At 62.7% G+C, this 26,218-nt stretch carries 25 protein-coding genes and 1 pseudogene; 17 read left to right on the plus strand and 9 right to left on the minus strand.

The features are described from left to right. The first annotated feature begins 354 nt into the window (after window positions 1-354). The gene (locus E3T19_RS15405) at window positions 355-948 is read left to right on the plus strand and encodes an RNA polymerase sigma factor (protein ID WP_134409277.1); all 594 of its coding nucleotides are present in this window, start codon (window positions 355-357) and stop codon (window positions 946-948) included. Then, window positions 945-1,706, plus strand: coding sequence for a hypothetical protein (locus E3T19_RS15410; RefSeq protein ID WP_134409278.1), 762 nt, complete (start codon window positions 945-947; stop codon window positions 1,704-1,706). The genes E3T19_RS15405 and E3T19_RS15410 overlap by 4 nt, the downstream gene beginning before the upstream one ends. Window positions 1,707-1,792: 86 nt before the next feature. On the opposite strand, the gene E3T19_RS19105 is transcribed toward E3T19_RS15410, so the two are convergent. After that, entirely contained in the window at window positions 1,793-1,933 is a 141-nt protein-coding gene (locus tag E3T19_RS19105; protein ID WP_166788897.1) for a hypothetical protein, read from the minus strand. A 24-nt stretch (window positions 1,934-1,957) separates the two neighbouring features. Here E3T19_RS19105 and E3T19_RS15415 point away from each other — a divergent pair. Next, window positions 1,958-2,920 (plus strand): annotated as a pseudogene (locus tag E3T19_RS15415) (ISL3 family transposase); the annotation flags it as partial. Between the two features lie 322 nt (window positions 2,921-3,242). Here the strand turns inward: E3T19_RS15415 and E3T19_RS15420 are convergent. The 4 genes from E3T19_RS15420 to E3T19_RS15435 all read right to left on the minus strand — a co-directional run bounded on the left by E3T19_RS15420 (window position 3,243) and on the right by E3T19_RS15435 (window position 9,163). Next, the gene (locus E3T19_RS15420) at window positions 3,243-5,390 is read right to left on the minus strand and encodes an EAL domain-containing protein (RefSeq protein ID WP_198418800.1); all 2,148 of its coding nucleotides are present in this window, start codon (window positions 5,388-5,390) and stop codon (window positions 3,243-3,245) included. A 14-nt stretch (window positions 5,391-5,404) separates the two neighbouring features. After that, complete coding sequence (locus E3T19_RS15425; RefSeq protein ID WP_134409280.1) at window positions 5,405-5,833, minus strand: response regulator; 429 nt, start codon at window positions 5,831-5,833, stop codon at window positions 5,405-5,407. Then, window positions 5,833-8,331, minus strand: a complete 2,499-nt coding sequence (locus tag E3T19_RS15430) for a PAS domain-containing hybrid sensor histidine kinase/response regulator (protein ID WP_198418801.1) — start codon at window positions 8,329-8,331, stop codon at window positions 5,833-5,835. Before E3T19_RS15430 ends, E3T19_RS15425 begins: the two co-directional genes overlap by 1 nt. A 286-nt stretch (window positions 8,332-8,617) precedes the next feature. Next, entirely contained in the window at window positions 8,618-9,163 is a 546-nt protein-coding gene (locus E3T19_RS15435) for a MarR family winged helix-turn-helix transcriptional regulator (RefSeq protein ID WP_166788898.1), read from the minus strand. Window positions 9,164-9,227: 64 nt separating this feature from the next. Here E3T19_RS15435 and E3T19_RS15440 point away from each other — a divergent pair, with 64 nt between their 5' ends. The 3 genes from E3T19_RS15440 to E3T19_RS19110 all read left to right on the plus strand — a co-directional run bounded on the left by E3T19_RS15440 (window position 9,228) and on the right by E3T19_RS19110 (window position 11,485). Next, window positions 9,228-9,821 (plus strand): nuclear transport factor 2 family protein, encoded by a 594-nt coding sequence (locus E3T19_RS15440; protein ID WP_134409283.1) that lies wholly within the window; start codon window positions 9,228-9,230, stop codon window positions 9,819-9,821. 44 nt (window positions 9,822-9,865) lie between these two features. After that, complete coding sequence (locus tag E3T19_RS15445) at window positions 9,866-10,981, plus strand: amidohydrolase family protein (RefSeq protein ID WP_134409284.1); 1,116 nt, start codon at window positions 9,866-9,868, stop codon at window positions 10,979-10,981. A gap of 366 nt (window positions 10,982-11,347) precedes the next feature. Then, window positions 11,348-11,485, plus strand: coding sequence for a hypothetical protein (locus E3T19_RS19110; protein WP_166788899.1), 138 nt, complete (start codon window positions 11,348-11,350; stop codon window positions 11,483-11,485). Between the two features lie 555 nt (window positions 11,486-12,040). On the opposite strand, the gene E3T19_RS15450 is transcribed toward E3T19_RS19110, so the two are convergent. Further along, a complete protein-coding gene (locus E3T19_RS15450; protein ID WP_134409285.1) occupies window positions 12,041-12,997 on the minus strand; it encodes a GlxA family transcriptional regulator in 957 nt (318 codons plus the stop codon). Between the two features lie 199 nt (window positions 12,998-13,196). Between E3T19_RS15450 and E3T19_RS15455 the strand changes: the two genes are divergently transcribed. The 8 genes from E3T19_RS15455 to E3T19_RS15495 all read left to right on the plus strand — a co-directional run bounded on the left by E3T19_RS15455 (window position 13,197) and on the right by E3T19_RS15495 (window position 20,557). Further along, window positions 13,197-13,868 carry a DJ-1/PfpI family protein gene (locus E3T19_RS15455; protein ID WP_134409286.1) on the plus strand — a complete coding sequence of 224 codons (672 nt, stop codon included), beginning with the start codon at window positions 13,197-13,199 and terminating at the stop codon, window positions 13,866-13,868. Beyond that, window positions 13,868-14,188 (plus strand): hypothetical protein, encoded by a 321-nt coding sequence (locus E3T19_RS15460; protein WP_134409287.1) that lies wholly within the window; start codon window positions 13,868-13,870, stop codon window positions 14,186-14,188. Before E3T19_RS15455 ends, E3T19_RS15460 begins: the two co-directional genes overlap by 1 nt. A 4-nt stretch (window positions 14,189-14,192) precedes the next feature. After that, on the plus strand, window positions 14,193-14,651 hold the full coding sequence (locus tag E3T19_RS15465) for a hypothetical protein (protein ID WP_134409288.1): 459 nt from the start codon (window positions 14,193-14,195) through the stop codon (window positions 14,649-14,651). Window positions 14,652-15,061: 410 nt separating this feature from the next. After that, the gene (locus E3T19_RS15475) at window positions 15,062-15,511 is read left to right on the plus strand and encodes a DUF6010 family protein (RefSeq protein ID WP_134409290.1); all 450 of its coding nucleotides are present in this window, start codon (window positions 15,062-15,064) and stop codon (window positions 15,509-15,511) included. Window positions 15,512-15,601: 90 nt separating this feature from the next. Continuing rightward, window positions 15,602-16,165 carry a GNAT family N-acetyltransferase gene (locus E3T19_RS15480; protein ID WP_134409291.1) on the plus strand — a complete coding sequence of 188 codons (564 nt, stop codon included), beginning with the start codon at window positions 15,602-15,604 and terminating at the stop codon, window positions 16,163-16,165. Window positions 16,166-17,208: 1,043 nt separating this feature from the next. Continuing rightward, the gene (locus E3T19_RS15485) at window positions 17,209-18,222 is read left to right on the plus strand and encodes a D-alanine--D-alanine ligase (RefSeq protein WP_134409292.1); all 1,014 of its coding nucleotides are present in this window, start codon (window positions 17,209-17,211) and stop codon (window positions 18,220-18,222) included. 798 nt (window positions 18,223-19,020) lie between these two features. Continuing rightward, window positions 19,021-19,635, plus strand: a complete 615-nt coding sequence (locus E3T19_RS15490; protein WP_134409293.1) for an RNA polymerase sigma factor — start codon at window positions 19,021-19,023, stop codon at window positions 19,633-19,635. Further along, window positions 19,601-20,557, plus strand: coding sequence for a hypothetical protein (locus E3T19_RS15495; protein ID WP_134409294.1), 957 nt, complete (start codon window positions 19,601-19,603; stop codon window positions 20,555-20,557). The genes E3T19_RS15490 and E3T19_RS15495 overlap by 35 nt, the downstream gene beginning before the upstream one ends. Window positions 20,558-20,796: 239 nt before the next feature. On the opposite strand, the gene E3T19_RS19115 is transcribed toward E3T19_RS15495, so the two are convergent. Further along, window positions 20,797-20,934 (minus strand): hypothetical protein, encoded by a 138-nt coding sequence (locus E3T19_RS19115; RefSeq protein ID WP_166788900.1) that lies wholly within the window; start codon window positions 20,932-20,934, stop codon window positions 20,797-20,799. 507 nt (window positions 20,935-21,441) lie between these two features. Between E3T19_RS19115 and E3T19_RS15500 the strand changes: the two genes are divergently transcribed. Next, the gene (locus tag E3T19_RS15500) at window positions 21,442-22,107 is read left to right on the plus strand and encodes a hypothetical protein (protein WP_134409295.1); all 666 of its coding nucleotides are present in this window, start codon (window positions 21,442-21,444) and stop codon (window positions 22,105-22,107) included. A gap of 264 nt (window positions 22,108-22,371) precedes the next feature. Here the strand turns inward: E3T19_RS15500 and E3T19_RS15505 are convergent, their stop codons facing one another. Continuing rightward, a complete protein-coding gene (locus E3T19_RS15505; RefSeq protein ID WP_134409296.1) occupies window positions 22,372-23,262 on the minus strand; it encodes a dienelactone hydrolase family protein in 891 nt (296 codons plus the stop codon). Window positions 23,263-23,564: 302 nt separating this feature from the next. On the opposite strand from E3T19_RS15505, the gene E3T19_RS15510 reads away from it, so the two are divergent. Beyond that, window positions 23,565-23,858 carry a hypothetical protein gene (locus E3T19_RS15510; RefSeq protein ID WP_134409297.1) on the plus strand — a complete coding sequence of 98 codons (294 nt, stop codon included), beginning with the start codon at window positions 23,565-23,567 and terminating at the stop codon, window positions 23,856-23,858. 404 nt (window positions 23,859-24,262) lie between these two features. Then, on the plus strand, window positions 24,263-25,561 hold the full coding sequence (locus E3T19_RS15515; RefSeq protein ID WP_241980287.1) for an LCP family protein: 1,299 nt from the start codon (window positions 24,263-24,265) through the stop codon (window positions 25,559-25,561). Between the two features lie 49 nt (window positions 25,562-25,610). On the opposite strand, the gene E3T19_RS15520 is transcribed toward E3T19_RS15515, so the two are convergent. Further along, window positions 25,611-26,102: a hypothetical protein gene (locus E3T19_RS15520; protein ID WP_134409299.1), complete on the minus strand. Its 492-nt coding sequence runs from the start codon at window positions 26,100-26,102 to the stop codon at window positions 25,611-25,613. Window positions 26,103-26,218 lie beyond the last annotated feature (116 nt).

The raw sequence follows: 26,218 nt of genomic DNA on the forward strand, positions 1-26,218 counted from the left end.
CATCCTCCCGCAATCGTGCATGCCCGGCGTTGCCGACGTGATTATGGTCGACGCGGATGGCGTCGCCACTGGATCTGGCGCTAAGCATGTGTACGTTGATTGTGGCCGAAGGCCGCCTGGTTGTTCGAGCGTCATGGATGCCCCGCCTTGGGCCATTGCCCGACATCGAATCATCGCTCACTTGCGGCCCGCACTTGCGCCCACGGAACGCGACCCAACGCACGCGCGACTGTTTCTTAACCCACAAGGCTCATAACCCATGGTTTACGAGACAGCGGTACCGCCCAAGAGGTGCGTTCACCTTCAAATTCTTGGCTTCTGTAACCTTTTCGATCCTGCCCGACAATACAGGGTATGGGGAACAACGATCGCGATGATGGCGAGCTGTGGTCGCGCAGCCTCGCGGGCGAGGGCGACGCCTTCGGTGTGCTTTACGATCGCCATCGCGACCGGATCTTCCGGCATGCCTACCGGTTGTCGGGAAACCGCCACGACGCCGAAGACATCCTCTCGGCGGCCTTTCTTGAGTTGTGGCGCCGCCGCAGCAAAGTGAGATTGGTAGAGGACTCTGTTCTCCCGTGGCTTCTGGTCACGGCCACTAACGTCGCCCGCAATGGCCGGCGGGCAGCGTTTCGCTACTCGAAGCTTCTTCTTTCCCTACCCAGGGGCGAAGTCGTCAATATCCACAAGAGCGAGGACTCCTATGCGGAGGACGCCGCCAATGTGAATGCGGCGCTTGCTCTCAGGAGTTTGAGCCCCACAGACATGCACCTGGTCAGCTTGGTCGTCTTCGAGGATTACTCTCTCGCCGCGGCTGCGGCGATACTCCACATCACACCTGGGGCGGCGAAGACTCGGATGCATCGGGCGCGTCGTCGAATGCGAGCAGCAATCGCCGAAGGGGCCACTCCCAACTCAGGCGCGATAGCGGAAGGGAATTTGTCATGAATCATCTTCACGTGGATAACACGTTTAGCGACGCGCTCAGGGCGGAGCTTGTGAATCAGGTCCAGTCGACCGCTCCTGTCCAGCGACGCAGGCAAACACTGCTGTGGTCGGCGGCCGGGGTTGTTGTCGGCGTGGGTCTCCTCGGGGGGTTGGCTTTAGCAATGGGTGGCGTGCTTATCCTGCCCGGCGGCCAGCCGATCGCCCAAGAATCCGCCGCACCGTCGTCCTATCAGGTTACCGACACCCTTGAGGCTCTCGGCGGTCGCACCGTCGATTACGACCCGTTGGATTCCCCGCAGGAGTTGGCCGCGGTTAGCCAAATGGTTGTGGAGGCGACGGTCGTGGGGTTGCGGGAGGGACGAACGATCACGGGTCTCGACTCTACGGTCCTCGTCCTGCTCCCCGACGACGTTTTCAAAGGAGAGCTCGCAGCTGGCAATGACGGCAATGTGTACCTCGAGCTTTACTGGGCGGGCAGTTCGGATCCCTCGTACTACGCAAAAGCTTTACCTTTTGGAGCCAAAGTTGTCGCGTACATGGTTCCCGCCGCCGACGGCGCGCCCGAAGAAGGGATTGATACCGTAGTCGACGACCCGAAAGCCGGTCGCCCCGAAGGACAAGCGTTGTTCCTCCCGAACGGGCCACAAGGGTTGGTAATGCAAGTCGAAGGCCACGACGTCGTCTGGCCCCTCCTCGGCGCGCAGGCGCCCGGGAACATTGCCGACACCCTTCCAAGAGGAAGCCTGATCGCAAAATAGCCAACTGGTAGCTCGTACTGAGGGAGTGATTCGACTGCGACGACACCGCCACAGCGTCGCAGGTCACTTCACGATCGAGAGAACCCCTAATAGACGGAGTCCTCGTAGTAGTGGACGGCAGAGTCCACCTGCAGGGTTAAGAGGCTCTTCGTAATTGAGGGTGTAGTCGGGGTGCGCGTGCCGGTGCTCGGATAGGCGTCGAGGTCTTCCAGGATGGAAGTTCTCACGCTGCCCATCTGAAAGACCTCGACGTGCTCCAAACTACCTTCGCCGCGCCCGATCTGACCACGTTCTGCCGACTCGATGAGCTCGGTCTCGAAGCCGTCGGGCAGCACCTCGAGCCGGACCGGGCGGTGATTGAATGCCGGTTGGTCGAGGCGGATCCGTGGTGTCGAAAATGTGGCACCGAGGCTGTGCCGCGTGACACCGTAATTCGCCGACTCGCGCATGAACCGTTCGGGCACCGACCGACGACACTGCTCGTCCGGGTCCGCCGCTACCGGTGCGCTGACTGCGGGCGAACATGGCGGCAGGACACCAGCACGGTTGCCGTGCCGCGGTCAAAGATCACTCGCCGCGGGCTGGCCTGGGCGCTTGCGGGAATCGTCGTTGACCATCTCACCGTGTCCCGTGTCGCCGCCGGTCTCGGGGTGTCGTGGCATACCGCGAACAGTGCGTTCATCGCGGAGGGCAAGCGACGCCTGATCGATGACCCTCACCGCTTCAATGGGGTCACCACGATCGGTGTTGACGAGCGTGTTTGGCGACACACCCGCAAGGGCGACAAGTACGTCACCGTGATCATCGACCTCACCCCCGCACGGAACAAGACCGGCCCGGCGAGGCTGTTGGATATGGTCGAGGGTCGTTCGAAGGCTATGTTCAAACAATGGCTCGCGGGGCGCCCACAGCAGTGGCGTGATGGGATCGAGGTCGTCGCGATGGATGGATTCAGCGGGTTCAAGACTGCCGCCGCGGAAGAGCTTCCCGACGCTGTTCCCGTGATGGACCCGTTCCATGTCGTTCAACTCGCCGGCGACGGCCTGGACCGGTGTCGTCAACGCGTCCAACACGACACCACGGGCCACCGTGGCCGTGCCGGTGACCCTCTCTACGGTGTTCGCCGCACCCTGCACACCGGTACGAGCCTGCTCACGGAGAAGCAGCAGGTTCGCCTGGAAGCGGTGTTCGCGAGCCAGGAACATGTCGAAGTCGTCCCGCTGAGTGGTGAAGTTTCTCAACACCATGCGGGTCTGTTGTTTTAGTCTAGGCGGAGACGAGTTCGGGGAGGATCACCGCCTCATCGATGACCTCGATGGGGTTGTTCAATGCGGCCAGCTCGAGCATGGAAGCTTCGGAGACGTAGCGTTGGTCGCCGGCTTCCCACGTCGTGCTGCTCGCTCAAAACCGACCCCGCCAAGTGTAGCAGCGCTGCCACTTCTCGACTAGGGCGTTGCACACGGCGGCCCGCCCGTCGTAATAGAGGATCTAGGCGTCGCCCGCCGTCCGGCGGATCAGACGGATGCGCTCCTGTAGTTAGCGCACCACGGCCGTCGGCGAGGTTGTCTCCCTATAGTTCACGCCGAAGGCCTTGACCACGGCGGCGTGCACCACGTCCGGGTCCCAGGGGTCTGTGTAGTAGCCGTGGGTCGGCCCGTGGTTGATCGCGTCGCTCAGCGCCTTCACGTCTCCGCTCCCATTTACGACGATTCGACGGGCGTGCGGGTACATGTGCCTGGCGTGACGGAGGAAGTCGCCGGGCGCGCTGATCTGCTGGTCGCAGACCAGGACTTGGACCTCGTGTTCGGCCAGCATCGCGAGCCCGTCGTGCGTTGAGGAAGCCGACAGGACGCGGTAGCCGTCCCGTATGAGGAGGGCTCGGAGGGCCGTCGTTTCGGCGGAGTCAGGGCCGAGCAGCAGCACGGCTTTCAGTGGGCACCGAGGGTCCGCGTCCGCCAAGACCGGAGCGGAACTCATAAGTGCCTCCAGCTCGGGTAGCGCCAGTGGGCAGCTGAACAAGTAGCCTTGCATCTGGTCGCACCCGTGCCGACGGAGGAACGCCAGCTGCGCCGCCGTCTCTACCCCTTCCGCGATCACCTCGAGGTCCAGGTCGTGGCCCATCCGGATGATCGCCCGTGCGATTGCAGACTCCTGGGCGCTTAACGTGATGTCCCGCACGAAGGCCATGTCGATCTTCAGAATGTCGATCGGGAACCGGCGCAGGTAGGCGAGGCTGGAGTATCCCGTGCCGAAGTCGTCGATCGAGATGCGGACGCCATGCTCTTTGACGCGGGCGAGCGTCTGGATGGTTGTCTCTGTGTTGGCCATAAGCGTGCTCTCGGTCAGCTCCAACTCGAGCAGATGCCCGGGGACGTTGTGTTCGGCCAGGGCGCAGACGACGTCGCTGAGCAGGTCCCCGTCGAGCAGCTGGCGGCCGGAAACGTTCACAGAGATGGACAGGTGGTTGAAGGCGGTCTCCCGCCATGCGCTGATCTGCCGGCACGCCTGGTCGATGACCCACTGCCCGACCCGCACGATCAGGCCCGTCGTCTCGAGTGCGGGGATAAAGTCCGCGGGGGACACCGCGCCGTGCCCTGGGCAGTCCCACCGGAGCAGGGCCTCGAAGCCGCTAACCTGGCCCGTGTTCAGCTGGACCTTCGGCTGGAAGTGCAGGGTGAATTGCTCCTCGACCACAGCGAGGCGCAGGGCGGTTTCAAGCCGGACCCTCGCCTGGACTTCAGAGTTCATCAGAGCGTTGGAGAAGCGGAAAGTGTTCCGGCCGGCCCGCTTGGAGGCGTACATCGCAGTGTCGGCGTACTGGAGCAGCGTGTCTGGCCGATCGGTGTCGTCCGGGTACAGAGCGATTCCGACGCTGGCGCTGGCGGTGACGTCGGTACCGTCGAGCTCGAAGGCGACCCGCATAGCGTCGACCACATTCTGTGCGACGCGCCCGGCGCCCGCCGGACCGTCCTCGAGAAGCAGGATCACACCGAACTCGTCGCCGCCAAGGCGTCCAACCGTGTCGCGGACGGGCACCGAAAGGCGCAACCGTTCGCCGAACTCGCGCAGGAGGCTGTCGCCGGACGCGTGGCCCCGTGTGTCGTTGACCATCTTGAAGTCGTCGATGTCGATGAAGAGCAGGCCGACACCGGACCCCTGCTCGACGCTCAGGGCAAGTGTTTTCTCCAGGGTCTGCATGAAAAGCGCGCGGTTGGGCAGCCCGGTCAAAGAGTCGAAGTGGGCTAGGCGGTTGAGCTCTGCCGTGCGCTCGATGACTTGTCGCTCAAGGTCGGCACCCTGCTCGGCGAGAGCATCCGTTAGGTCCTTGAGCCGGAGCAGGTTCCGAACCCGCAGCCACATCTCCGCTCGGTCCACCGGTTTGCTGAGGAAGTCCTCCGCACCGGCCTCGAGACCCTCGAGACGCGCCTCGGGATCAAGCCGCGCTGACAGCATGATGATAGGGATCCCGGCTGTCGTTGGGTTGCTCTTGAGCGTCCGCGCCACAGCGTACCCGTCCATGCCGGGCATCATGACGTCGAGCAGTACAAGGTCCGGCGGAAGCGCTGCAACGGACGCGAGCGCGTCGATCCCGTTGGCCGCGGTCCGCGTGCGGTAGCCCTCCGGGTGGAGCAGCGCCTCCATCAGCTTCCGATTCATCGGTTCGTCGTCCACGATGAGGACCACGGCCCGTTGCGGCATCAGCTGAGCCCATGCTTGGTATCCGCGGGTGAGCGGGTCTCGGCCGGCTCGACGCCGACCTGTGACGAAAGGAGCAGCCGGTCGATAACCGCATAGAGCTCAGAGCGGCGCAATGGCTTGGCGATGTAGGCGTCGCAGCCGGCCAACCGACTGCGCTCCTCGTCGTCCTTCATAGCCAATGCTGTGAGTGCGATCACGGGGATCACGGACGTCGTCGGGTCCTCCTTGAGCAGCGTGGTGGCCCGGTGGCCGTCCATACCAGGCAGCTGGATGTCCATAAGGATCAGGTCGGGCCGCTCGAGGCGGGCTCGTCCCAGGCCAGACTCGGCGTCGACGGCTGGAAGTACCGTGTGCCCGGCGTGCACCAGGAGCAAGGTCGCCAGTTTCATGTTCGCGGCGTTGTCCTCGATCACTAAGACCTTGGCCATCAGCCAATCCTCCCGCCAGCGCCCGTCAGCGCCCGGCGAACGTGGGCCATGAACCGCGAGCGGTCGAAGCCGGCCTTCTGCATGATCTGGATCGTGCCGGTGCCCGTGCCCGTGCCCGTGCCCGTGCCCGTGCCACCGTCGAGGGCCTCGCGGTCATGGGTCGTGACCTGCTTCGCGGTCACAATAAGTATCGGGATCGCCGAGGTCCTGGAGTCCTGCTGAAGGGCCTCGACGACGTCGAAGCCGGTCACCGTCGGCATCATCAGGTCAAGCAGCACCAGATCAGGGTTCACCCGCTTGGCGAGGGCGATCGCTTCAGCGCCCCCGTAGGCGCGCACGACGTTGTACGCCGGACGCGGGAGAAAAGCGGCGATCAGCTCCACCGCCTTGGGGTCGTCGTCAACCACCAGAACCGTACTGGTGACCGACTGGTCGTCGCGGAGGCCGTGCTCCGCGAGGGAGGCGCGGAGTTGGACCCGGCTGATCGGCTTAGGGAGGATGGCCGCAGCACCCGCCGCGAGAGCCATGTTGCTCCCATCGTCTCCGGTGACGATCACGACGGGCACCTGCGCCAGAGTGCTGTCCTGTCCTATGCGGGCGAGGAACTCCCAACCGTCCATCCCGGGGAGTCGGATGTCGAGGGTGATTAGGCTCAATGTGTGCTGCGTCACCACCGCCAGCGCCTCCTCGCCGCTGACCGCCCGGACCACGTGGAAGCCTTCGGACATGAGCAGGACCCGGATGAGCTCGGCCGAGGAGTCGTCGTCCTCGACGACCAGCGCCGTGTGGCCCTCAAAGCCCGGGTCGACCGTGCCCTCGTGCCGGCCGGCGGCTGACCTGTCAGCCGCCTCGGTGGTAGGTCGCACCGGGAGCCACACGGCGAACTGGGTACCTTCGCTCACTGCGCTCGCCACCCCGACCGCTCCGCCATGCAGCTCGGCGAGTTCCTTGACCATGGCAAGTCCGAGACCCGTGCCCTCGAACTGGCGGGCGAGGCTGCTGTCGATCTGGGTGAACGCGTTGAACAGCGTCACCATGTCCTGCTCGGAGATTCCGATGCCGCCGTCCGTGACGCAGATCTCGAGAAACTCGGCGAAGCCGTCATCGACCATCGGGAGGCCATGGGCCGGCCATGGTGCGGAGAGATGTCCAACCGTAGATGCCGGCACCGTTCGCGCGGTCATCACCACTCGGCCACCCGCGGGACTGAACTTCACGGCGTTGGAGAGCAGGTTGTAGACAATCTGCTTCGTCTTACGGACATCGAGGACGGTAAAGCCGACGCCGTCATTTACCTCCAGGTCCAGCGCGATCCGCTGGGCCGCAGCCTTCTCCCGCACTATCGACAGGCTGCTGGTCAGTAGCGCCTGCACGTCGACGGTCTCCAGCTCGAGCTGCATCATGCCGGCTTCGACCTTCGACAGATCGAGGATGTCGTTGATCAGGGACAGCAGGTGTTGCCCACTGGTGAAGATGTCCCCGATGTAGTCATGTTGGCTGGCCGTCATCTCTCCCATGAGGCCGTCACGCAGTGCCTCGGAGAAGCCGATGATCGCATTGAGAGGCGTCCGCAGCTCGTGCGACATGGTAGCGAGGAACTCGGACTTCAGCCGGCTAGCCCGCTCCAGCTCGAGGTTCTTCTCCAGCAACGTCCGCTCGGACTCCTTGCGGTCCGTGACGTCGCGAGCGGAGGCGAACACGCCCTGGAGCGTGCGTTCGCGGTCGTGGAACGTCGCGGCGTTGTACGACACCACGGTTTCATGGCCGTCGAGCGACCGGACCGTTAGCTCGTAGTCCGAGACTTTATTCTCCGATAGCACGCGGGTGATCGCCGCGTCGGCACTGATCGGGTCAGTGAAGAAGTTGCGGAACGGCGCTCCGATCAATTCGTCTCGGGTCCGGCCGGTGAGCGCGATCATCTGCTGATTGACGTCGGAGACGATCCCGTGCGGGTCAGTCGTCATGAGCGCGTCGATGTTCGACTCGATGAGAGAGCGCGTGTAGAACTGCTGGTCGCGCAGCCTCTGGTCGAGGAGCGCTTGCGTCGCCTCGATCTCCTGACGGACGGTGTTGTCGGTGCCGATTAAGAGGTAGCCGATGATCTCATCGTCCGGATCCCGCAGGGCCGTGACGGAGACCAGCGCAGGGAACCGGCTTCCGTCCTTGCGCACGTACGTGAGTTCGTAGATGTCCTCAATCCCGCGCGAAGCCTTGAACACCAGCGCCTCGAATCCTGGCGATATAGGCGTGTCGAGCTCGAGACTAAGTGATGCGGCTCGCGCCACCAGCTCTTGAGGGTCGGAGATATCCGCAGGGGTGATGCGGTTCACGACGTCCTGGGCCGTATACCCGAGCATGCGCTCGGCTCCCACATTAAAGATCTGAATGACGCCGCGCTCGTCCGTCGCGATGCTAGAAAAATAGGCGCTCTTGAAAATTGCATCCTGCAGAGCTATGGTTTTGATCTTCATGACCGGCAGCTTTCGGTCGTCGGTCACAAGTAGGCCGTACGGGTAAAACCGGTTGTCGACGCGCTCCGTGCCGGTCCGCGCTGCAAGGCTTCTATCAATGCACCTACCCCCAAGGTTGTCCGTCATCGGTACGTTGTCCGGGTGACGCGAGGTACATTTTACGTCCGCCATCTCAATTCCCACACCAATATGCGGCCGGTCGCGACACCGACGGCGGCTGTGTGGGCGATCCGGAGTGTCGGCCCTCTGTGTGTTGCCTGAACGGATATCTGCGACGGCTGCCAATGTGCGCACCATGACCACATTGAGAGTGTCAGCCTTCGCTTGGCCCATTGACGTCTCCCAAGTGCTCGAGAAGCTGTTGCAGCGCATCGTTTGCTGGGGTTAGGGCCTCGCGCGGCGTCAGGAGCGCAGTTTGCGCGGACACGGCGTCGATCGCGGCCAGGCGCACGGATTCGCGGCCACTGGCAGTCAGACGCACTCGATGTGATCGACCGTCGTCGCTCGCCCGCTCTCGGGCGACCAGTCCACGCGCCTCGAGGTGCCGGAGCGTGGTGGCGGTGCCGCCAGTTGTAGCGAGGGTGCGTCGCGTGATTTCGCCCGGGCGGAGAAAGCCCTCCGCGCCTTGGCAGTCGAGGATGGTCAAGATGTCGAACTCTGCCGGGGACATGGCGTGTGTGCGCAGCTGTGCCCGGAGGGCCTCATCGAGGAACCGGTGCAGTCGCATGATGCGCGCGACAAACAAGATTTCGTCAAGTCCATCGCTGGCGCCAGGACCTCGCTGTGTGTTCACACGCTGCAGCGCCGCTGGATTGGCCTGAGCCCAGGCGCGGGCGAAGCCATCGATGTAGTCATTCATAGGTCCATACTTGCAGATCGCGCGGGATTTACCTAGCATGATAGCTATCTAGCGAGGGAGTGTCATGTGCGACAAGTTACCCGAGACGAGCCTGCTCGAGCAGGTGGTTCTCCGTGAACGACAGGCTCGTGATCGGAGTTGGTGGCCGCAAATGGCCGCGACATACTGGCCAGACTCCCGGGTTCATCTGACGTGGTACGCCGGTGATGGCCCGGGCTTCGTCACGGCTTCGGAACGGATGAGCCACCGGGGGGACAGGAGCGTGCACCGGCTTTCAGCACCGGTCGTTCACCGCGGCGGTGACCGTGCCTGGCTGGAGCTGCCGGCGGCAATCGAGGTGCGTAGCGATGTCAACGACGTCCCTGTCGACCTCGTGTCCTACACGCGGATCGGCTACCGGCTCGAACGGCGCGAGGACGAGTGGCGGATCGCGGCTCTTGACGTCGTCTACGAGCGCGACACGATCGCTGCGGTGCTTCCCGGCACTCAAATCGACCTGCCTCATCACGCCTTCGCCGGATACCGCTCGTCGTATGCGGTTCTCGCTTGGCATCTGCACCGGCGAGGGTATGACGTCAGCGGCGACTTGCTCGGCGACGATCAGCCAGGGCCGCGGGACGAGTACTACGCCAACACCTTCGCCTGGTTACACGGCTGAGCCCCGCGTCCTCCAACACCGTGAACGAAAAAACGAATATCATCATGACGACCACTACCACTACCACTACCACTACCACCACCACCACCACCATCATCACGAACGTGCGGCTTCTCGCCGACGAGGGACTGACCGGGCCGGTCTCGGTCCGCATCGACGACGACACGATCACGAGCATCACCCCCGAGCTTCCGGACGGCGGGAATGCACGGATCGTGGACGGCGCCGGTGCCACGCTTCTGCCAGGCCTCATCGACGCGCACGTCCACATCTCCAGCCGACGCGACCTCGACGCCCTGGCGCACAACGGCGTCACCACTGGAATGGACATGGCGTCCTGGCCTGCCGCGACGACCGCCGCGCTCCGCGGCCAGACGGGCACCGCCAGCCTCATCAGTGCCGGGGTGCCGTTCATCGGTCCGACCGGTCCGCATTCGCGCTTCGGCATGCCCAGCTACGCCATCGCCACCGATCCGGCGGATGTGGCCGAGGGCGTAGCACGCCGCATCGCCGACGGCTCCGACTTCATCAAAATCGTCACGGATGCTCCGGGGAGAGGCGGCGCGGATCCGAAAATCGTTCGGGCCGTCGTCGCCGAAGCACATGCCACGGGCGTTATCGTCGTCGCGCACGCCAGCCACATCGACGCCTTCACGATGTCGCTGAACGCCGGAGCGGACATCATCACGCATGTCCCGACCGAAGACCCGATCACGGCTGCCATCGCGGTCGGCATGGCCGATCAGGGACGCCTCGCCATCCCGACCCTATCTGTCTCAAAGATTCTGGCCGCGGCGATGCCACGACCAGGAGCGAACTATGACAACGCCCGCGACTCAGTCATCGCGCTGCGGAAGGCTGACGTGACTGTCCTCGCCGGAACTGACTCCGTCGCCGGAACAGACGCCTCATTCACGATTCCGCTCGGTGTCGCCCTGCACCACGAACTGGAACTGCTCGTCGACGCTGGGTACACCCCCGTCGAAGCCCTCCGCGCCGCCACAACCGGCCCTGCCCGCGCCTTCGGCCTCACCGACCGCGGCGCCGTCACGCCGGGCCTGCGCGCGGACCTGCTCCTCATCGACGGCGATCCAACCATCTACATCACCGCCACCCAAAAAATCTCCGGTGTCTGGACCGCCGGGACAAGAATCCGATGACTGCCACCCCACAAAGTAGGCACGACCTGATATACGTCCATGCGCACTTCGTAACCGACGATTACGTCGCGGCTGCAAGTACCGGCGGGCACGAGATCCCCGACGGCGTGCCGGCGTAGCCGGACTGGAGCGTTGAGCGGCAGCTTGCCGATATGGACCGCAATGGCATTCGCACCGCACTGCTGTCGAACTCCTCGCCAGGCGTCCACTTCGGCGACGACGGTGACGCTACCGAGCTGTTGGCTCCGCTCCGCTCGGCCCAAGAGTCACTAGGCGAGGTCTATGAGCAGTTAGTCGCTTGGCACGGGGGAGCGGTAGGCAAAAGCACTACAACGGCGAGGACGGCCACGGTATCCCCGCGTCCCCGTGTTAGACGAGCAAGGTCACGCAACCGGTTTTCTCGAGGCGGCGGTATCCGCCACCGAAGCCGTCGAGCTGGTCAACAAAGGGCAGAGCGAAAACGCCGTTGTGGGCTGGTTCGTTGAAGTGGAAGAGACGGTTTAGGTCCAGGTCGGGAAGGGGGAGAAGTGAAAGCCGCTGGGCCGGAACAGTTCTGGTCCCGCGTCGGCACAAGGACCCGCCGCCGATGAATGCTGGATATGGACGGAGCAATTGCCGATGACGGTTGCGGGCGCTTTTGGACCAAGGACGGCGACGGCCAAAAATCATGCGGCCGCAACGTTTCGCCGACCAGCTCGCGACTGGACCGGCGCTCCCGTCTTCGGTTGTGCTGCTACACGTCGTGCGACGTTCCAATCTGTGTGCACGCCTCCATAGACGCGGCAGAGTCGCACCTGTTTGAGGACACCCACATATACGAACATGCTCGATCGGGCGCAGTGACACCGCCATGCAACCGGTGGTCAGCGGGGCAGTTCAATGGTCTTGCGCGAAAGAAACGCGCGCAGCGCTCCCGCGATCTACGGGACGTGATACTCGCCCACGAGTGGGACACGGAGCAGATGAGCGTGGTTCTTGCCGGGGTAGTAGAAACGCACCCGTGCCTGTTCTCGGCCCACTCAAAAGCACGACCCCGAGCCTCGTGTTCAAGCTCCAACGTCATGGTTGCGACTGGGACGAAGGACGGAAGGCGCGGCGGTAGTTTGCGGGGGTGGGGCCGACCGTCTTTTTGAAGGTGTCGCGGAAGTTGGTTGTCGATGCGAACCCGACCTGCCGGCCGATTCGTTCAATACTGTGATCAGTTGTCTCTAGCAATGATTGGGCTTGCCTGATGCGTGCTTTCCGCAGCCAGTGAACGGGTGTCATTCCGGTTTGATCCTGAAATTGCCTGTTGAGAGTGCGAGTACTGATACGCGCTTTTTCTGCGATCTGCCCCAAGGTTATGGGTTTGTGTGCATTTGCCTCGAGCCAAACCAGGACCTGAGCCAGACCTGTACCCTCGCTGGTTCGTGGGTTCTGCGTGATGAACTGGGACTGCCCCCCTTGCCTTTCCAATGGCACGACAGCCAGTCGCGCGGTGTCTGCTGCTACCGCCGCTCCGTAGTCCCGATAGATCATGTGGAGGCACAGGTCCATACCTGCTGCGGCGCCGGCCGAGGTGAGGATTTGGCCGTTGTCGATATAGAGGACGCTGGCGTCCGTTTTCACCTGCGGGAACTCGGCGGCGAACTTCTCCGCAGCCATCCAGTGCGTGGTGGCGGACAAACCGTCCAGCAGCCCAGTAGCGGCAAGCGTGAAGGCGCCGACACAGATGGATGCGATTCGAGTCCCGCGTCCGGCCGCCTCTCGCAGTGTGTCACGCACCTCACCTGACAACACCGCACTGGGATCGGTCAGGCCAGGGATGATGATGGTGTCTGCCGCGAGGAGCTCCTCGAGCCCCCACTGCGCACTGAGCGTGACGCTGCCGGCCCGAACCGTTGGTTGGGCGGCGCACACTTTTACCCGATACGCCGGTCCGCCGCCCGGCAAACGTGCACGGCCGAAAATCTCGATGGGGGTTGCCAGATCGAAAACGATGAGGTCATCTAACGCGAGTACCGCGATTGTGTGCATGGCAAATAGCCTACTTTCCGGAAAAACTTGACTACACGCATGCACGAGCTGGATGCCCTGTAATCATCTCAACAGTGGGTCGATATAGCTCGTGGCAAAATTCCGTTGCTTTGTGACTAAATTGCCCCTCACGCGTTTGGTCGGGCATCTCGTACCGTCTACATAGCCGAACGTGCTGACGAGGAAAAGGGGCCATGCTGTGCATGCTCAGATTGTGCTGATTGACGGTTTCGATCCGCTGGACGTGGTGGCACCCTTCGAGGTCCTTGCCGCAGGCAGCGATGCGCTTGGCGGGGGGATGGATGTGCGTCTGGTTTCAGCGGAGGGTCCACGGACAGTGGTCAGTGGGACTCGCGGCTTGACGCTCGAAGCAACCGCAGTTCTGGATCCGTCGCTCGAAGGTTTCATCATTGTCCCAGGCGCTTCCGGACCGATCGATGCCGACCCCGGCGAAGTAGACACCATCCCGATACTTCTGGCACGTGTTGGTGAGACGAAGCTGCCTGAACTCATCACTCAAGCATTCGCGAATCCCGACGTCCTTGTAGCGACCGTTTGCGGCGGATCATTGGCTCTGGCAATGGCCGGCCTCCTCGACGGACGTCATGCGGTCACCCACGTGCAGGGAATGGACGTTCTCGATGCCACTGGCGTGTCGACGATCAATGCCCGCGTAGTAGATGACGGTGACTTCGTCAGCGCTGGCGGGGTGACTTCCGGGCTCGATCTGGGCCTGTATTTGCTCGAGCGCCAGTTCGGGCCGGCGATCGCTATCGAGGTCGAACGTCTCTTCGAGTACGAGCGCCGTGGCGTGGTCTGGCGTGACCCAGAATCGCTTAGGCCTCTTCGAATCCTGGCAGGAAGTAAGTGATGAGTACCATCTTCGGCACCTGGAATATCACCATGTCCACGCCCCTTGGCAAAATGCACGCCCTCCTGACATTCGCAGAGGACGGAATGTCAATCACCGGCACTGCTCGCAGCAAAGACGAAGAAGTGCCTCTACGCTCAATTCAACTCGAGGTCCGCCCGGACGGGGATCACCTGACCTGGTCGCAAAAGATCACCCGCCCAATGAGCCTGAACCTGGAATTCGACGTCGTGATCTCGGGCGAGAGCCTGGCCGGCTCATCACGCGCCGGCCGTCTGCCGAAGTCGAAAGTCACCGGCAAAAAAGCGGTACAGGTCTAGGCGGGTGGAAGCATTCCTTCTGATCGTCCACGTGCTCGGCGGGATTCTCTTCGTCGGACCCGTCACCATCGCCAACTCGCTCTTCCCACGCTACGTCCCCCTCGCCGCCGAGTATGGGAAGCCGGACTATTCGGCCCGCACCCTCCCCGTGGCGCATGCCCTTCACCGGATAAGTCGCGTATACGGCCTACTTGGTCTCCTCGTCCCGGTCGCCGGAATAGCCCTAGCGCTGACGCAGCAACGCTTCGGCGAAATCTGGATCACCATCGCGATGGTCATCACCGCCGTCGCAGGAGGATTAATGGCGTTCAGAATCGTACCCGCCCAGTCGGCAGCCCTTGCCATCCCCCCAGACAAGAGGGCGGCTTCGCGGCTAGGAGCCTTGGCCGGAATATTCAACGTACTATGGGTCGCCGTCCTCATCTTGATGGTTGTGCGACCCGGCTCGGACTACGTCTCATGACACTCTCACCGCCGCTCGCTCGAACGCTCGCCATTCTCGCCGTGTTCGAGCTCGCCACCTTGACGGTGCTGCTCGTCAATCGTTTTACCGAACATGTCCGATTCATTACTCAGGTCATGGGCCCGATACACGGCGCGATTTATCTCGCAGTCATCATCATCGTTTTACTCGCACCGGGGCTTCGCCCCGCAGATCGTATCTCCGGATGCGTCCCCGTCGTCGGAGGTGCTTTGGCGCTCCTCCGCCTACGCCAGAGCCGACGGCGGCAAATGAGAGCCGATGAATGCAACGCACCTACATCGAATCCCTGACCATGTCGGTCCACCGCTCGCTCGATTCCGCAGTGGTGGCATGCCCCATGCTCCCGCCGGAGAGCTTTGCACTTCCAACCCATCTGAAAGTTGATTTACATGACCGCCTTCGCCCCCATCCTCATTGGGATAGGTATCGTCCTCGCGCTGTCACTCATCCCTTACAACCACCGACGAAATTTCGGCGCCATCCTTGTTGCAGGAGCAGGAGCCGCATACCTCAGCTCCGGGACTTTCGGCCCTTGGGAACTCGTGTTCACCTCGGCCATGACAATCGTCGCGTTCATGGGTCTCCGCTCGAACCGGTGGATCGGTGTCGCCTGGCTAATGCACACCGCATGGGACACCATCCACGCCATGAACAATTCGCCCATCCTCCCATTCGCGCCGCACTCCTCGCTCGGATGCGCAATATGTGACCCCGTGATCGCACTTTGGTATTTCGCCGACGCACCATCAATGCCCGAGATTCTGCGAGCACTACGAGCACGCGCATCACGGAAGGAAACCGCGGAAGAGACAGTCGTTGCTCCATCGACGATCACGTAGTTCGATGCAACGATTTGTCTTTTGCAGCGACGCGCTCAGTAACGATCGTTTCCGGTCGCTTTGGCCGGACTCCCCTGACAGGATGAAAGGGTGCCCACCTCTCCATGGCCTGCGCGCAGCCGGGCCCTACGCCTGCGAGACATGCGACCCGACGACCTGAGACACCTGATCGCTTTGCGTAACAACCCTGGCGTGAACCACTTCATGCTGCGCACCCACGTTGACCCCGAGGAGTGGGGTCGCGAGTGGATGGCGGTCCCGGACAGTGAAACCGACTTTTCCTGCGTTGCCGAGCTCGATGGCGAGATCGCCGGTCTGGGCTTCCTCGACGTCATCGACGGCATGGGCCAGCCCGGAATGCCTGGACGCACGCAGGGCGTCATGGGTTACATGCTCGAACCCGACCTCGTAGGGAGGGGGCTCGGGACCGACCTGGCCCGTGGTCTTCTGTCCGCAGCATTCGACTCGCTCGAACTACGCCGCGTCATCGCGAGCTGCAATGCCGACAACGTGGCGTCAGCCCGCGTGCTCGAAAAGGTCGGCATGCGACGGGAGCAGCACGGGATCCAGGACTCCTGGCATGCCGAACTGGGCTGGGTCGACGGCTACCAGTACGCGCTCCTGGACCACGAATGGCGCGACATGCATCCCTAACCGATCGTTATTGGGCGTTGCTTCTTGAAAGGGTATCCCCAAAACTGAGCATTGACCGGAGGCGTCCGGTGCCCCGGCCGACAACCTAGACGACCCGCTCCCGCTCTCCGGAATGTGGATGTCAACCGCGGCATTCTGCACGCGGGCTCTTGAGTATTCCTCCATCCAGCTCAGGGTCACTGCCCGAATGTCATCTTTGCCAGAGGCATGCCAGGCGGCCCACAGGGCCACCATCAGCGCTACCGCTGCAATGACCACGAGCGGTATCGCGACCGAGCCCAGAGTCGATCCGAGTTGCTGCTGCGTGATTCCTCTCACAATTCCGGTCTCTGAATCCGTCATCTTGATCATCATGCCGAACCAGCCGTTGGCTACGGCGAGGACAAGAGTCCCTAACAGCGTCGCCGCCACAGTGACCGCACCGAGAATCCCCGACAGTGCTGGCGCAGCATTCCCGGCTGAGTTCCGTTCAATCCGATAGCGAAGTTCCATCATCACTTGGACTTTCACCGCCTCATCCTCGGCAAGGAAAGAGCGCACTCTTGCTGCCGTTTGAGTCAGGTCGTCGTGAATATGACGCTGCGATGCACGCTGCGCCGGATCCTTGAAACGGTGATCGAGATACCAGTCCCATGCGACCTGCAGTCGAGAAGACCGACGTTCTGGAGGCTCATCTGAAATCTCTGACATACGTGAATGATAGGGATCCTCACCGACACCGCAGTGCGGCCGTTGGCATGACCTCGCCGTTCATACATCCCGCCGGTTCACCACGTGATCGAGCCCTACCGCAGACGATCGTTTGTGGGCACGTGGAGGGTTGCGCCATAGGGCTGTGACTTTCGCCGCTATGTAGAGGCGTTCTGTGATCGCAATTTGGCGCATAGACCTGGTTGCCGACGGGGAGTCAGCGTCTTGTATCCCATGGGATACAAGACACGCAGGTTACGAGGCACCTCTTCATTCACGCTGGCTGCCCGAGCGATTTGAGGGGTCCAGCACCGTGTCGCAATCGCTGCACGTCGAGCCGGTAGCCTTAGGCAATGCGCGTAGGGGTGTTGTTCGGCGGGGATAGTGAAGAACGAGACGTGTCGATCGCTAGTGCCACGCAAGTGGTGCAGGCGTTGAGGTCTCGCGGGCATGACGTCGTCCTTGTGGACACCGCTCTAGGGGCCGTTAGCGCCGCATCGGAACCGGCCGCGCTCACTGCGTCGGTCCCCGACACGCCTCCAAGCCGCGACAGCCTAGACCGGCTCCAAACTCGTAGGTCAGAATTGACCGTCGCCTCCGCCGTCGCGGGAACTGACGTGGTGTTCCTGGCGTTACACGGAGGCTCTGGTGAAAATGGCCAGTTCCAGGCCTTGCTGGAGCTGGCCGGTGTCACTTTCACTGGCAGTGGATCCCTCGGTAGCGGTCTTGCCATGGATAAAGACATTTCGAAGCGGCTTTTCGCGTCTGCGGGCATCGAAACGCCCGGCTGGGCGATCTGGGATAGCAAACGGCCCGGTCAGGCCGAGCCGATAGGTTACCCACTCATCGTCAAGCCGAATTCCCAAGGGTCCACGGTCGGCCTCTCGCTCGTCCGGTCGTCGGTTGAATTGGACGCAGCGCTCGAGACGGCATCGCGATACGGCGAAGTGCTACTGGAGCAGTTCATCGCCGGGCGTGAGCTGACGGTCGGGGTTCTCGATGGAATCGCCCTGGCAGTTGGAGAAGTGATGCTCGATCCCGACAGCGCATTCTCCTACCAACAGAAATACCAGGCCGGCGCCGTTCGAGAAGTTTTCCCGGCTCACGTCTCTGAGGAGATCGCCGCCGAAGCCCAACGATTGGCACTTGTTGCCCATGCATGTCTCAAACTCGACGGGTACAGCCGCGCGGATTTCCGTCTGGACGCGCAAGGTGTTCTATGGCTGATCGAGGTCAACACGCTGCCAGGGCTCACAGCAACGAGTCTCTTGCCACAGTCAGCCGCCGCGGTCGGGATTGATTACGCGACACTCGTTGAACGCATCTGTGGCTTGGCCATCGAAAAATCGGCAAAGAGAGCGCGCTAGCGTGGTGCCGGGACCGATGACAATTGGTGTTCCCGTCTCGTAACCCATGGGATATGAGGCTGTTGGGTTACGAGACAGCCTGCGGTCGCCAGTTGCAGCGGTCCCCTAGGACCGCGTCTACCTCAAGGCCACAGCTTGAGTACGATCGACGCCGTGAGCAGAATCAACGAAATATCCAAGGCCCCATAGCAGAAGGCTTAGACGCTGAATCCAGTCGGCAGGTTGGAACAAACGGAGACGTGACATACTACGTCGCCAGTTTCGAGGACCCACGGAACGGTGATGAGGGCGTCTGTATAGTCCTCGTCAATCAAAGCGCTCAGTTCTCCAATTCAGCGCGTGGTTCGGCCACTGGTATGCGAACCATCGGCAGCGAGACTGGGGGCGCGGAGATCGTGCCAGAAGACGATCCGACACCGGAGGGGTGGGTCCGGCTCAGTGACTTCCTCATTGTTAACCCGGATGCCAAGGGCTAATTGCCCCGCAGCTCGTCATCGCGCCCGGATCGAACGCCGGCTGATTTGAGTCGTCTCTACAGCCATTCGTCGCGCATCGACGAATGGCAGCTTGGTCTCGTATCCCATGGGATACGAGACGCAGAGGTTGCGAGACACTCGACCCATTTTGTAGCTAAAGCCCAGGCGCACCCACCCGCAAGATCCTTCGTCATCCGGCAGGGCACAGTTCTCCCAGCGGACAGCATCGAGTACACGTTGCGCGGACAAACCCGCCGCAAAACGCCAGCGACCAACCCGGCTGTGGGTCTCGCGCGCAGCAAGATTGGCGTGAACTTAATCGATGGAATCGAGCAATACGTATATGAGCCCCGATAACGAGGTAATAGAGCGGTCGGCGCGTGAGCCAGCCGTGTTTGCGACGTTGTACGACCGTCACGCGACGAAAGTCTTCCGGTACGCCGCACAGCGGCTGGGCGACCACGCCGCGGACGACGTCATGTCAGAGACATTCCTGGTGGCGTTCGAGCGGCGGGCAAGCTACGACTTGTCGGTGGTCGACGCGCGCCCTTGGCTGCTGGGCATTGCCACTCGACTGATGCGCAAGCATGCCCGTGTGGAGGCGATCGCGTGGAAGGGGATGACAGCGGACCTCGCGGCGCAGATCGTGCCGGACCTTATCGAGCTGGCCGGCGCCCGGATTGACGCTCAAAGCCTCACACGGCGGTTGGCAAAGGCGCTGCGGCGGCTGCCGGAGATTGATCGCGACACGCTGCTGCTATACGCGTGGGGCGACCTCGACTACGCCTCGATCGCCGCAGCAATGGAAGTACCGGTTGGAACAGTGCGCTCGCGGCTGAACCGGGCACGGCGCCAATTGCGCCGCGCCGCAGGCATCGACACAATCGAACAGGAGACGGACCATGGACGAACTGACACTGCTCCGCAACACGCGTGACGACTCGCGCGAACCGAGCCCGAAAGCCCTGACTGCGGGGCGGGCAGCGCTTCTAGGCAGCATCGCGGCCGACGGCGCGACGACCGCGCCAGCGCCCCATCGAAAGCACCAGCGCTGGATGCCGCGGCTGACGTGGGCTGCTGGCGTAGCGGCCGCTGCGATTATGGGTGTTCTCATAGCAGGCAACGTCACCCTGAGTGCGCAGTCGGCCTACGCGAGTGACATGTTGCGAACTGCGGCCACCCGGACCATCCACTACGCAGATCTTGTGGCTGGCTCCGAGCAGTACCTTCTGTCGCACACACACGCTCGCTGGGGGATCTGCGATTCGACGGGCTGCAAGCCGAACGACCAGATCCTGGACGTCTATATGCCCGCCGATCCCGAGGCGGAATGGACGCTCTACCGCGATTGGGGCGACATGCCCGGCGTGCTCACCGGCGAGTCGATCGAGACAACCCGAGCGGTCGACGGGCGATTCTACGGTCCGGAATCGTCATGGGTGAATGTCGACTACGCAGACATCCCCCTCGACGGCGCCGCAGCCTACGAGTGGCTCGACGCCCAGTACAACGGCGGATCGGCATCCCGCGACGAGGACAACTTCGTGCGGATGGCGGACATCCTTCGCTCCGGTTTAGTTCCGGCACCACAGCGCGCCGCCCTGCTCGATGCGCTGTCCCGCATCCCGGGAGTAGCGGCCACCGACAACGTCGCGAACCTCGACGGCGTGACAGGGGTCGCAATCGGGCGCAACGAACCGCTACGAGCAGGAGAGCGCCAGGAAATCATCATCGATCCGAACACCGGACTCGTCATCGGTGAACGGGCCATGAGCGGCGCAACCCTCTTCGGGTGGGGGCCCAACGAAGAGATATCGCTGACCGCGATCGAGACGACCGTTGTGGACACCGCACCGTGAACACTCCTAGCCACGAGGTGAACCCCGCCGCAATCGCTCTTCCGCCGACGCTCTCTGTCCAGGTCCCTCTTCCGCCGGTACCGACACCGACAAGGTGACGACAACGGCCCTGCGGCGTTGACCGTCGCGGGCGCACCGGCATTTGAATGGCTTGAACCCACGCCGCTTCCGCTGCGGGGTGGCCTTGCGGCAAGAGGTCGTGCTCGCCGAATCTGTGAGACGTCGAGCCTTCTGTAGACCTACTTCTTGCCCGTGCCCTTCTGGGAGAGAGCGCTGGCCGCCGCGGCCTTGGAGGCCGCAGAGGTGTGGCCGTCACGCAACACGTTGCTGGCGGCGGTCGCGGCTTTGTTGGAGGTCTGCTTGCAGCTCTTCGCCATTGACAACACCTCACTCATACGGTGTTGTTACGACCCGTTGAAGCCGCCCTACAGATGCGAGACATCTTCAGATGCGAGACAAGTCACCTGCTGCTCGTGGCGTGAACAGGCGATCTCCTACGTCTCGTATCCCATGGGTTTCGACTCACTGAGGTTATGAGACACCCGCGTATGAGCTGGATTGCAACAGGCGATCTACGCGGTGCCTAGGTCTCGGCGCTGCCGCAGGTGGGCGGTTGTCGCCTTGCCCATGAGTGCGCCAAGGCCCGCGAGCGCTTTCGCCTAGGATCTGAGGCCTGACTAATTGGGGGAAGCGTCGGATAGGCAGCTTCCTCCTACCCTGAGCGGGCCGCCGCCCACCGGGGCGACCGGTTATAGCATTTGCATGATCGACTCAGCGGAAAACAGTTCAGCAGGGTCTCTCTTGAACAGTGTTCTCTACGTGCCGTATCGCATCATTGACGCCGACCCGTTCTACGTGGATATCGTCTGAGAAGGAGGGCGGGGATGGCGGCTCACGTTGTCGAGCCTCACGCCGAATGGCACGTGGTGAGGTTCCTCAATTGTGCGGTGTCGCCATCCCAGCTCAAGGCGAGCCTCGGTCTCACCGGCCTCGTAGCGGAGGAACCGCTGGGTCCGGGCGTCCAATTGGTGACGGGGGTTGCCGCAGGCCCGGTGACGATCACGCTCAACTCGCTCCCTGCCGCCCCGGCACGCCTGGAGACGGGGTGGGAGGACATCGCCGAGTTCTCGGTGGAGGTGCGGGATGGGCCCCTCCAGCTGCTCGGGCACTTCGACGCCCCGGAGGCCTCCGCCCCGCGCCTGGACGAGCAGGGCGCCGGTACGTACCGGATTCGCGTCTACGGGCGCGGCCGCGACACCGCCTACGACGCGACGGTGTCGGAACCGACCGAGGAGTACATCATCATCAGCTGGCTCGCGCTGGCCGCCGCCCCTCAGACGATCGCGGCCGGCTCGACGATGAGCGCCGGCTGGATCGAGTCGACGCGCCACCATCTGGAACGCGGCACCACCTGGAAGGTAGAAACCGGAGGGCCGGCCGAAGCTGGTCAGGCCGCTCGCGAACAACGAAGCCGCGCAGAGAGCTCACTTCGCGCAGCGGCCGCCAAAAACACCGCACCGCGCCCACCGGATGAGACACCACCGAAGTAGCCACCGGCTCATCCACGCCGGCATCGGGGCAACACCCATCAGCCGAGTGTCACCAACCTCATGACCCCCTACAGCTAGCCGGCACCTCGACCTGATTGCTCGCGCACACTCCGGAGCAGGTGCCCGTGTCTTGCATCCCATGGCTTTTGATACAAATCGGTTATGAGACAACCTGCAAGCGTGCTGTGCGGTACGCCGTCGAGCGAGTGTCTCTGCTGTGCGGACATCACTCCGGCCTCCATGGGCTTGCGACGTCTGTAGCAATCAGCGTTCAGCAGTCAGATGTCTGATCGCGAGAGCCTGTACACGGCACGGTAGTTCATGCCCACCAACGAACAATTCAGCGGTGCAGACTCCTGCTTCGAAAGCTGCGAGAACAGCATGCACCCCCTCGAGCGGGAACAACGGATCGTCGATTCCTGCGGTGACCAACACCTGCTGCTGGTGGAGGGCCGCGGCAACGAGCTGCACGTCGCCGGCGGTAGCGACTCCAGGGACGAACCACGCTGGATTGTGCTTGATGTGGTGGGCTTCGAACGACGCGAGAGTGCCGAGACCGCAACTCACTACGCCAACGGTGAGACGCGGGTCCACGGCGAGGTTGAAAAGTGCGACCTGGCCACCCAGAGAGTGCCCCATAACGCCAATTCCTTGATCGTCACCGAAAGACTCGATCATCCACGTTGTGATGGTGGCGATGTCGCGGGTGTGTTTCGCCTGGAGGCTGCCTCCGTTCGAGATCCGCAGAAGAGCGTCGAGACTCTCGTCTGCGGCAGGATCCGATGACCACGCCCGCTGTCGTTCCTCAAATCCGAGAAGATCAGGGACCAGAACCCGCGCTCCTTGCTCGCAAAGTCGAGGTCCGTAGGCAAGCATCCGGTCACCGCTTAGTCCCGCGGCCTCGCTCTTACCGAGCGCGAAGGACCCGGCGTGCTGGTGCAGCGCGATCACGTTCGAGCCTGTCGGCTCCTCCGGTATGAGCAAAAAACACGGGATCACGTCACCGTCGGCGCTGACAATCTCGACGCGTTCCCAATGCATGCCGGCGGGGCTAGCAATTGGCCGCCGTTGGACTGACAACGGTCGGTACTGTTCAGGCTCACCAAATTCCAACAGGTCCCGGATGGCGCGGCGATCCTGCGGTAATTCGGGCATAGAAATAACTTACCCACTAGGGAGCATCTAGCACCCTGGACCTTCGCCGCCGAATCTTACCCATTTTTGAGCCCGGCCCAGGCCGACGGCCTTTGAGGTGCCGATGTGACCTTCGCGCTCAGTAGCGGCATTCTGTGATCGGGCGCATCGAGCTGACTTCCTGGGCCACTCCACGGCGGGTTCCGTGTCTTGTATCCCATGGGTTATGAGGCCGTTGGGTTAATAGACAGTCTGCGGTCGCCAGTTGCAGCGGCCCCGAGGAGCGCCCAACTCAAGCCCACAGCCTGAGTACGATCGACGCCATGAGCGGAATCAACGAAGCCTCCAATGCCCCGGACTGGATCATTGACCTGAGTCGTCCCGTTCGTCAGCCCATGAGAGATTCACGACTGGACGACGCTCGAGCGGCGCTCACCCAATTACAGGACCAATTGAGTCCGCTGGACACGGCAGCAAAGCGAGTGGAGGCCGTGCTCCGAGACTGCGCAGAGATCGGAATGACTAGCGATGAAATCGCGGACCAGATCTCCTTATCGATGGAAGTCGTCAAACGCGTACTAAACGGCGGTTCCCTGCTGGGATTGGACTACGACTAATCCGTCTCGTATCCGATGGGATACGAGGCAAATAGGTTTCGAGACACTTCCGGGATCGTGGGCCCGAGCCTGAGGCACTCCGATTGCAATAGTGTCGGCCGCTGTGTCGAGCGACCGCAGAGGCCGGGCCCTGGTCGGTATGCCCCCAATAGGGGAGTGATCTTGGACGGAAGCGGCCTGTCACCGGTCGGTCGCGGCATTCGTTCGATTCGTAGGGCGTAACGTGTGTGCTCGGTGCTCGCGGGGTGGGGCCCTTGGGGCGGTTGCTGACTGGCTGTGTCTGCCACAGCCGGGGACTCGTGGGCACTCATTTGGCTTCTGAGGTGCAAGTGAGAGGGAGACACGTGTTCTCAATGGGGGCTTCAAGTCCGATCCGCTATCCGGACTCGGGCTCTCGTCCAGTCATGACGCGGCGAGCGTGGTGGCTAGTGGTGCTCAACATTCTTCTGCCCGGCTCTGCGCAGGTGCTCGCCGGCAGCCGAGGTCCAGGCCGATTCGGCCTGCGAGCATCTCTGACCTTCGTTTTGCTGCTGGTGCTGACCGGAGCGCTCTACAAGGTCAACCCCGCGCTCGTGCTCACGGTAGCTACCAATTCGATCGGCCTGTGGGTCATCGCCGCAGTGATGGTGTTCTACAGTGCGCTCTGGGTAATCCTGACCTTCGACACCCTCCGCCTGTCGCGCTTGGTGAAAGCCAGGCCCAAGGCTCGTCCCTACATTGCGGGGCTAGCGACACTGGTCATGATCGTCGTGGCCGGCTCGTCCGGGTACGGCGCCTACGTGGCCACAACGGCCAGCGGGGTCCTCTCAACGATGTTCATCACGGCACCGTCGGAGCCTCCGGTGGACGGGCGATACAACATTTTGCTCCTGGGCGGGGACTCTGGGCCCGACCGAGACGGTATGCGCCCGGACAGCATGTCGGTGGTCAGCATCGACGCCGAGACCGGACAAGCCGTCATCATCGGCCTGCCCCGCGATCTCACCCTGGTCCCCTTCCCGGAGGACTCGCCGCTGAACGCCGCGTACCCGAACGGCTATGGCTACGAAGACTACTGCGACGTGACGGCGTGCATGCTCAACGCGATCTATACCGAGGTGGATCAGAAGAGTCCGGAGATGTACCCCAACGCCGGGGCCGCGGGAAGCGAACCCGGTATCGAGGGGATGCGCGACGCCGCACGCGGTATCACCGGTCTCACGATTCAGTACTACGCGCTCATCGACATGCAAGGATTCTCCGACCTGATCGACGCGCTCGGCGGTGTCGACATCAACGTGGCCGAACGGCTCCCCATCGGCGGTAAAGAAGACCTCAGCGACGTCGAAGGCTGGGTCGAGCCAGGGCAGCAGCACATGGATGGCTTCACCGCCCTCTGGTACGGCCGCGCACGCCACGGCTCCAGCGACTATGACCGCATGGCCCGCCAGCGCATCCTTCAGCAGGCGATCCTCACGCAGGTCACCCCGGCGAACGTGCTCACCAAATTCCAGGGCATCGCGCAGGCCGGCCAGCAAGTCGTCAAGACTGACCTGCCGCAAGGCGCGCTGGGCTACTTCACCAACCTGGCGGGAAAGACGAAGGCTCTCCCGATGAGCACCGTTGAGCTCGTCCCGGACAACGGCGTCGACCCGACAGATCCGGACTACGACTACATTCGTGGCCTGATCGCTGCTGCGCTCTCGCCGTCTGTGCCGGAGTAGTCACAGAATTCAGCTTGCAAGCAAGCGCAGCTGAACTCGCGGGCTGCAATCAGGCTTGGTCCGTCGTCGACAGTACGTGAAGGATATTGTCGCGGTCTGTCTCTCTCGAGCCGACGCCGAAGTCGAGCCAGTCGGGCTCACCAATGGTTCCTCCGACTTTGCAGAAGAGGGCGACGTCTCGACCGTCGTCTCCTTCGGCCTTGTTCTCGTTGATCGCCTCGATGTAGATACCAATTGCACCGTCTTCGCGGAGCAACCAGGTTGTGCTTTCATACGGAGCCCACGAGATCCCGGAAAGCTCGTCCGGGGCAATTATGGCCAGGGTCTGGGCCTTGCACAGAGCGTACGTGTCGATCGCTTCAAGGCCGGTATCTGCGCTGCGCGCTGCCGCCGATGGGGCCGAGGTGGGCCCGGGTGAGGCCGTAGCTTTGGGGGCCTCGGTGCCCTCTGACTGCTGAGCTGCCGGGGCAGAGGGGGTGCAACCCATCAAGGCCAGTGACGTGAGGACGGCAAGCATTGGCAGCATGACTGGGCGTTTCATGGCTCAAGTATGTGGCATTGAGCACGGCTGGGCACGCCCGAGTTGCGAGGCAGCCTGGTGGTCCAGACGGCCGTGCGCGGGTGACTTGTCGGGGTGAGCCCAGTTTTGGGGGTGCT

It is taken from the genome of Cryobacterium sp. TMT4-31 (assembly GCF_004403385.1).
Taxonomy (GTDB): Bacteria; Actinomycetota; Actinomycetes; order Actinomycetales; family Microbacteriaceae; genus Cryobacterium; species Cryobacterium zongtaii.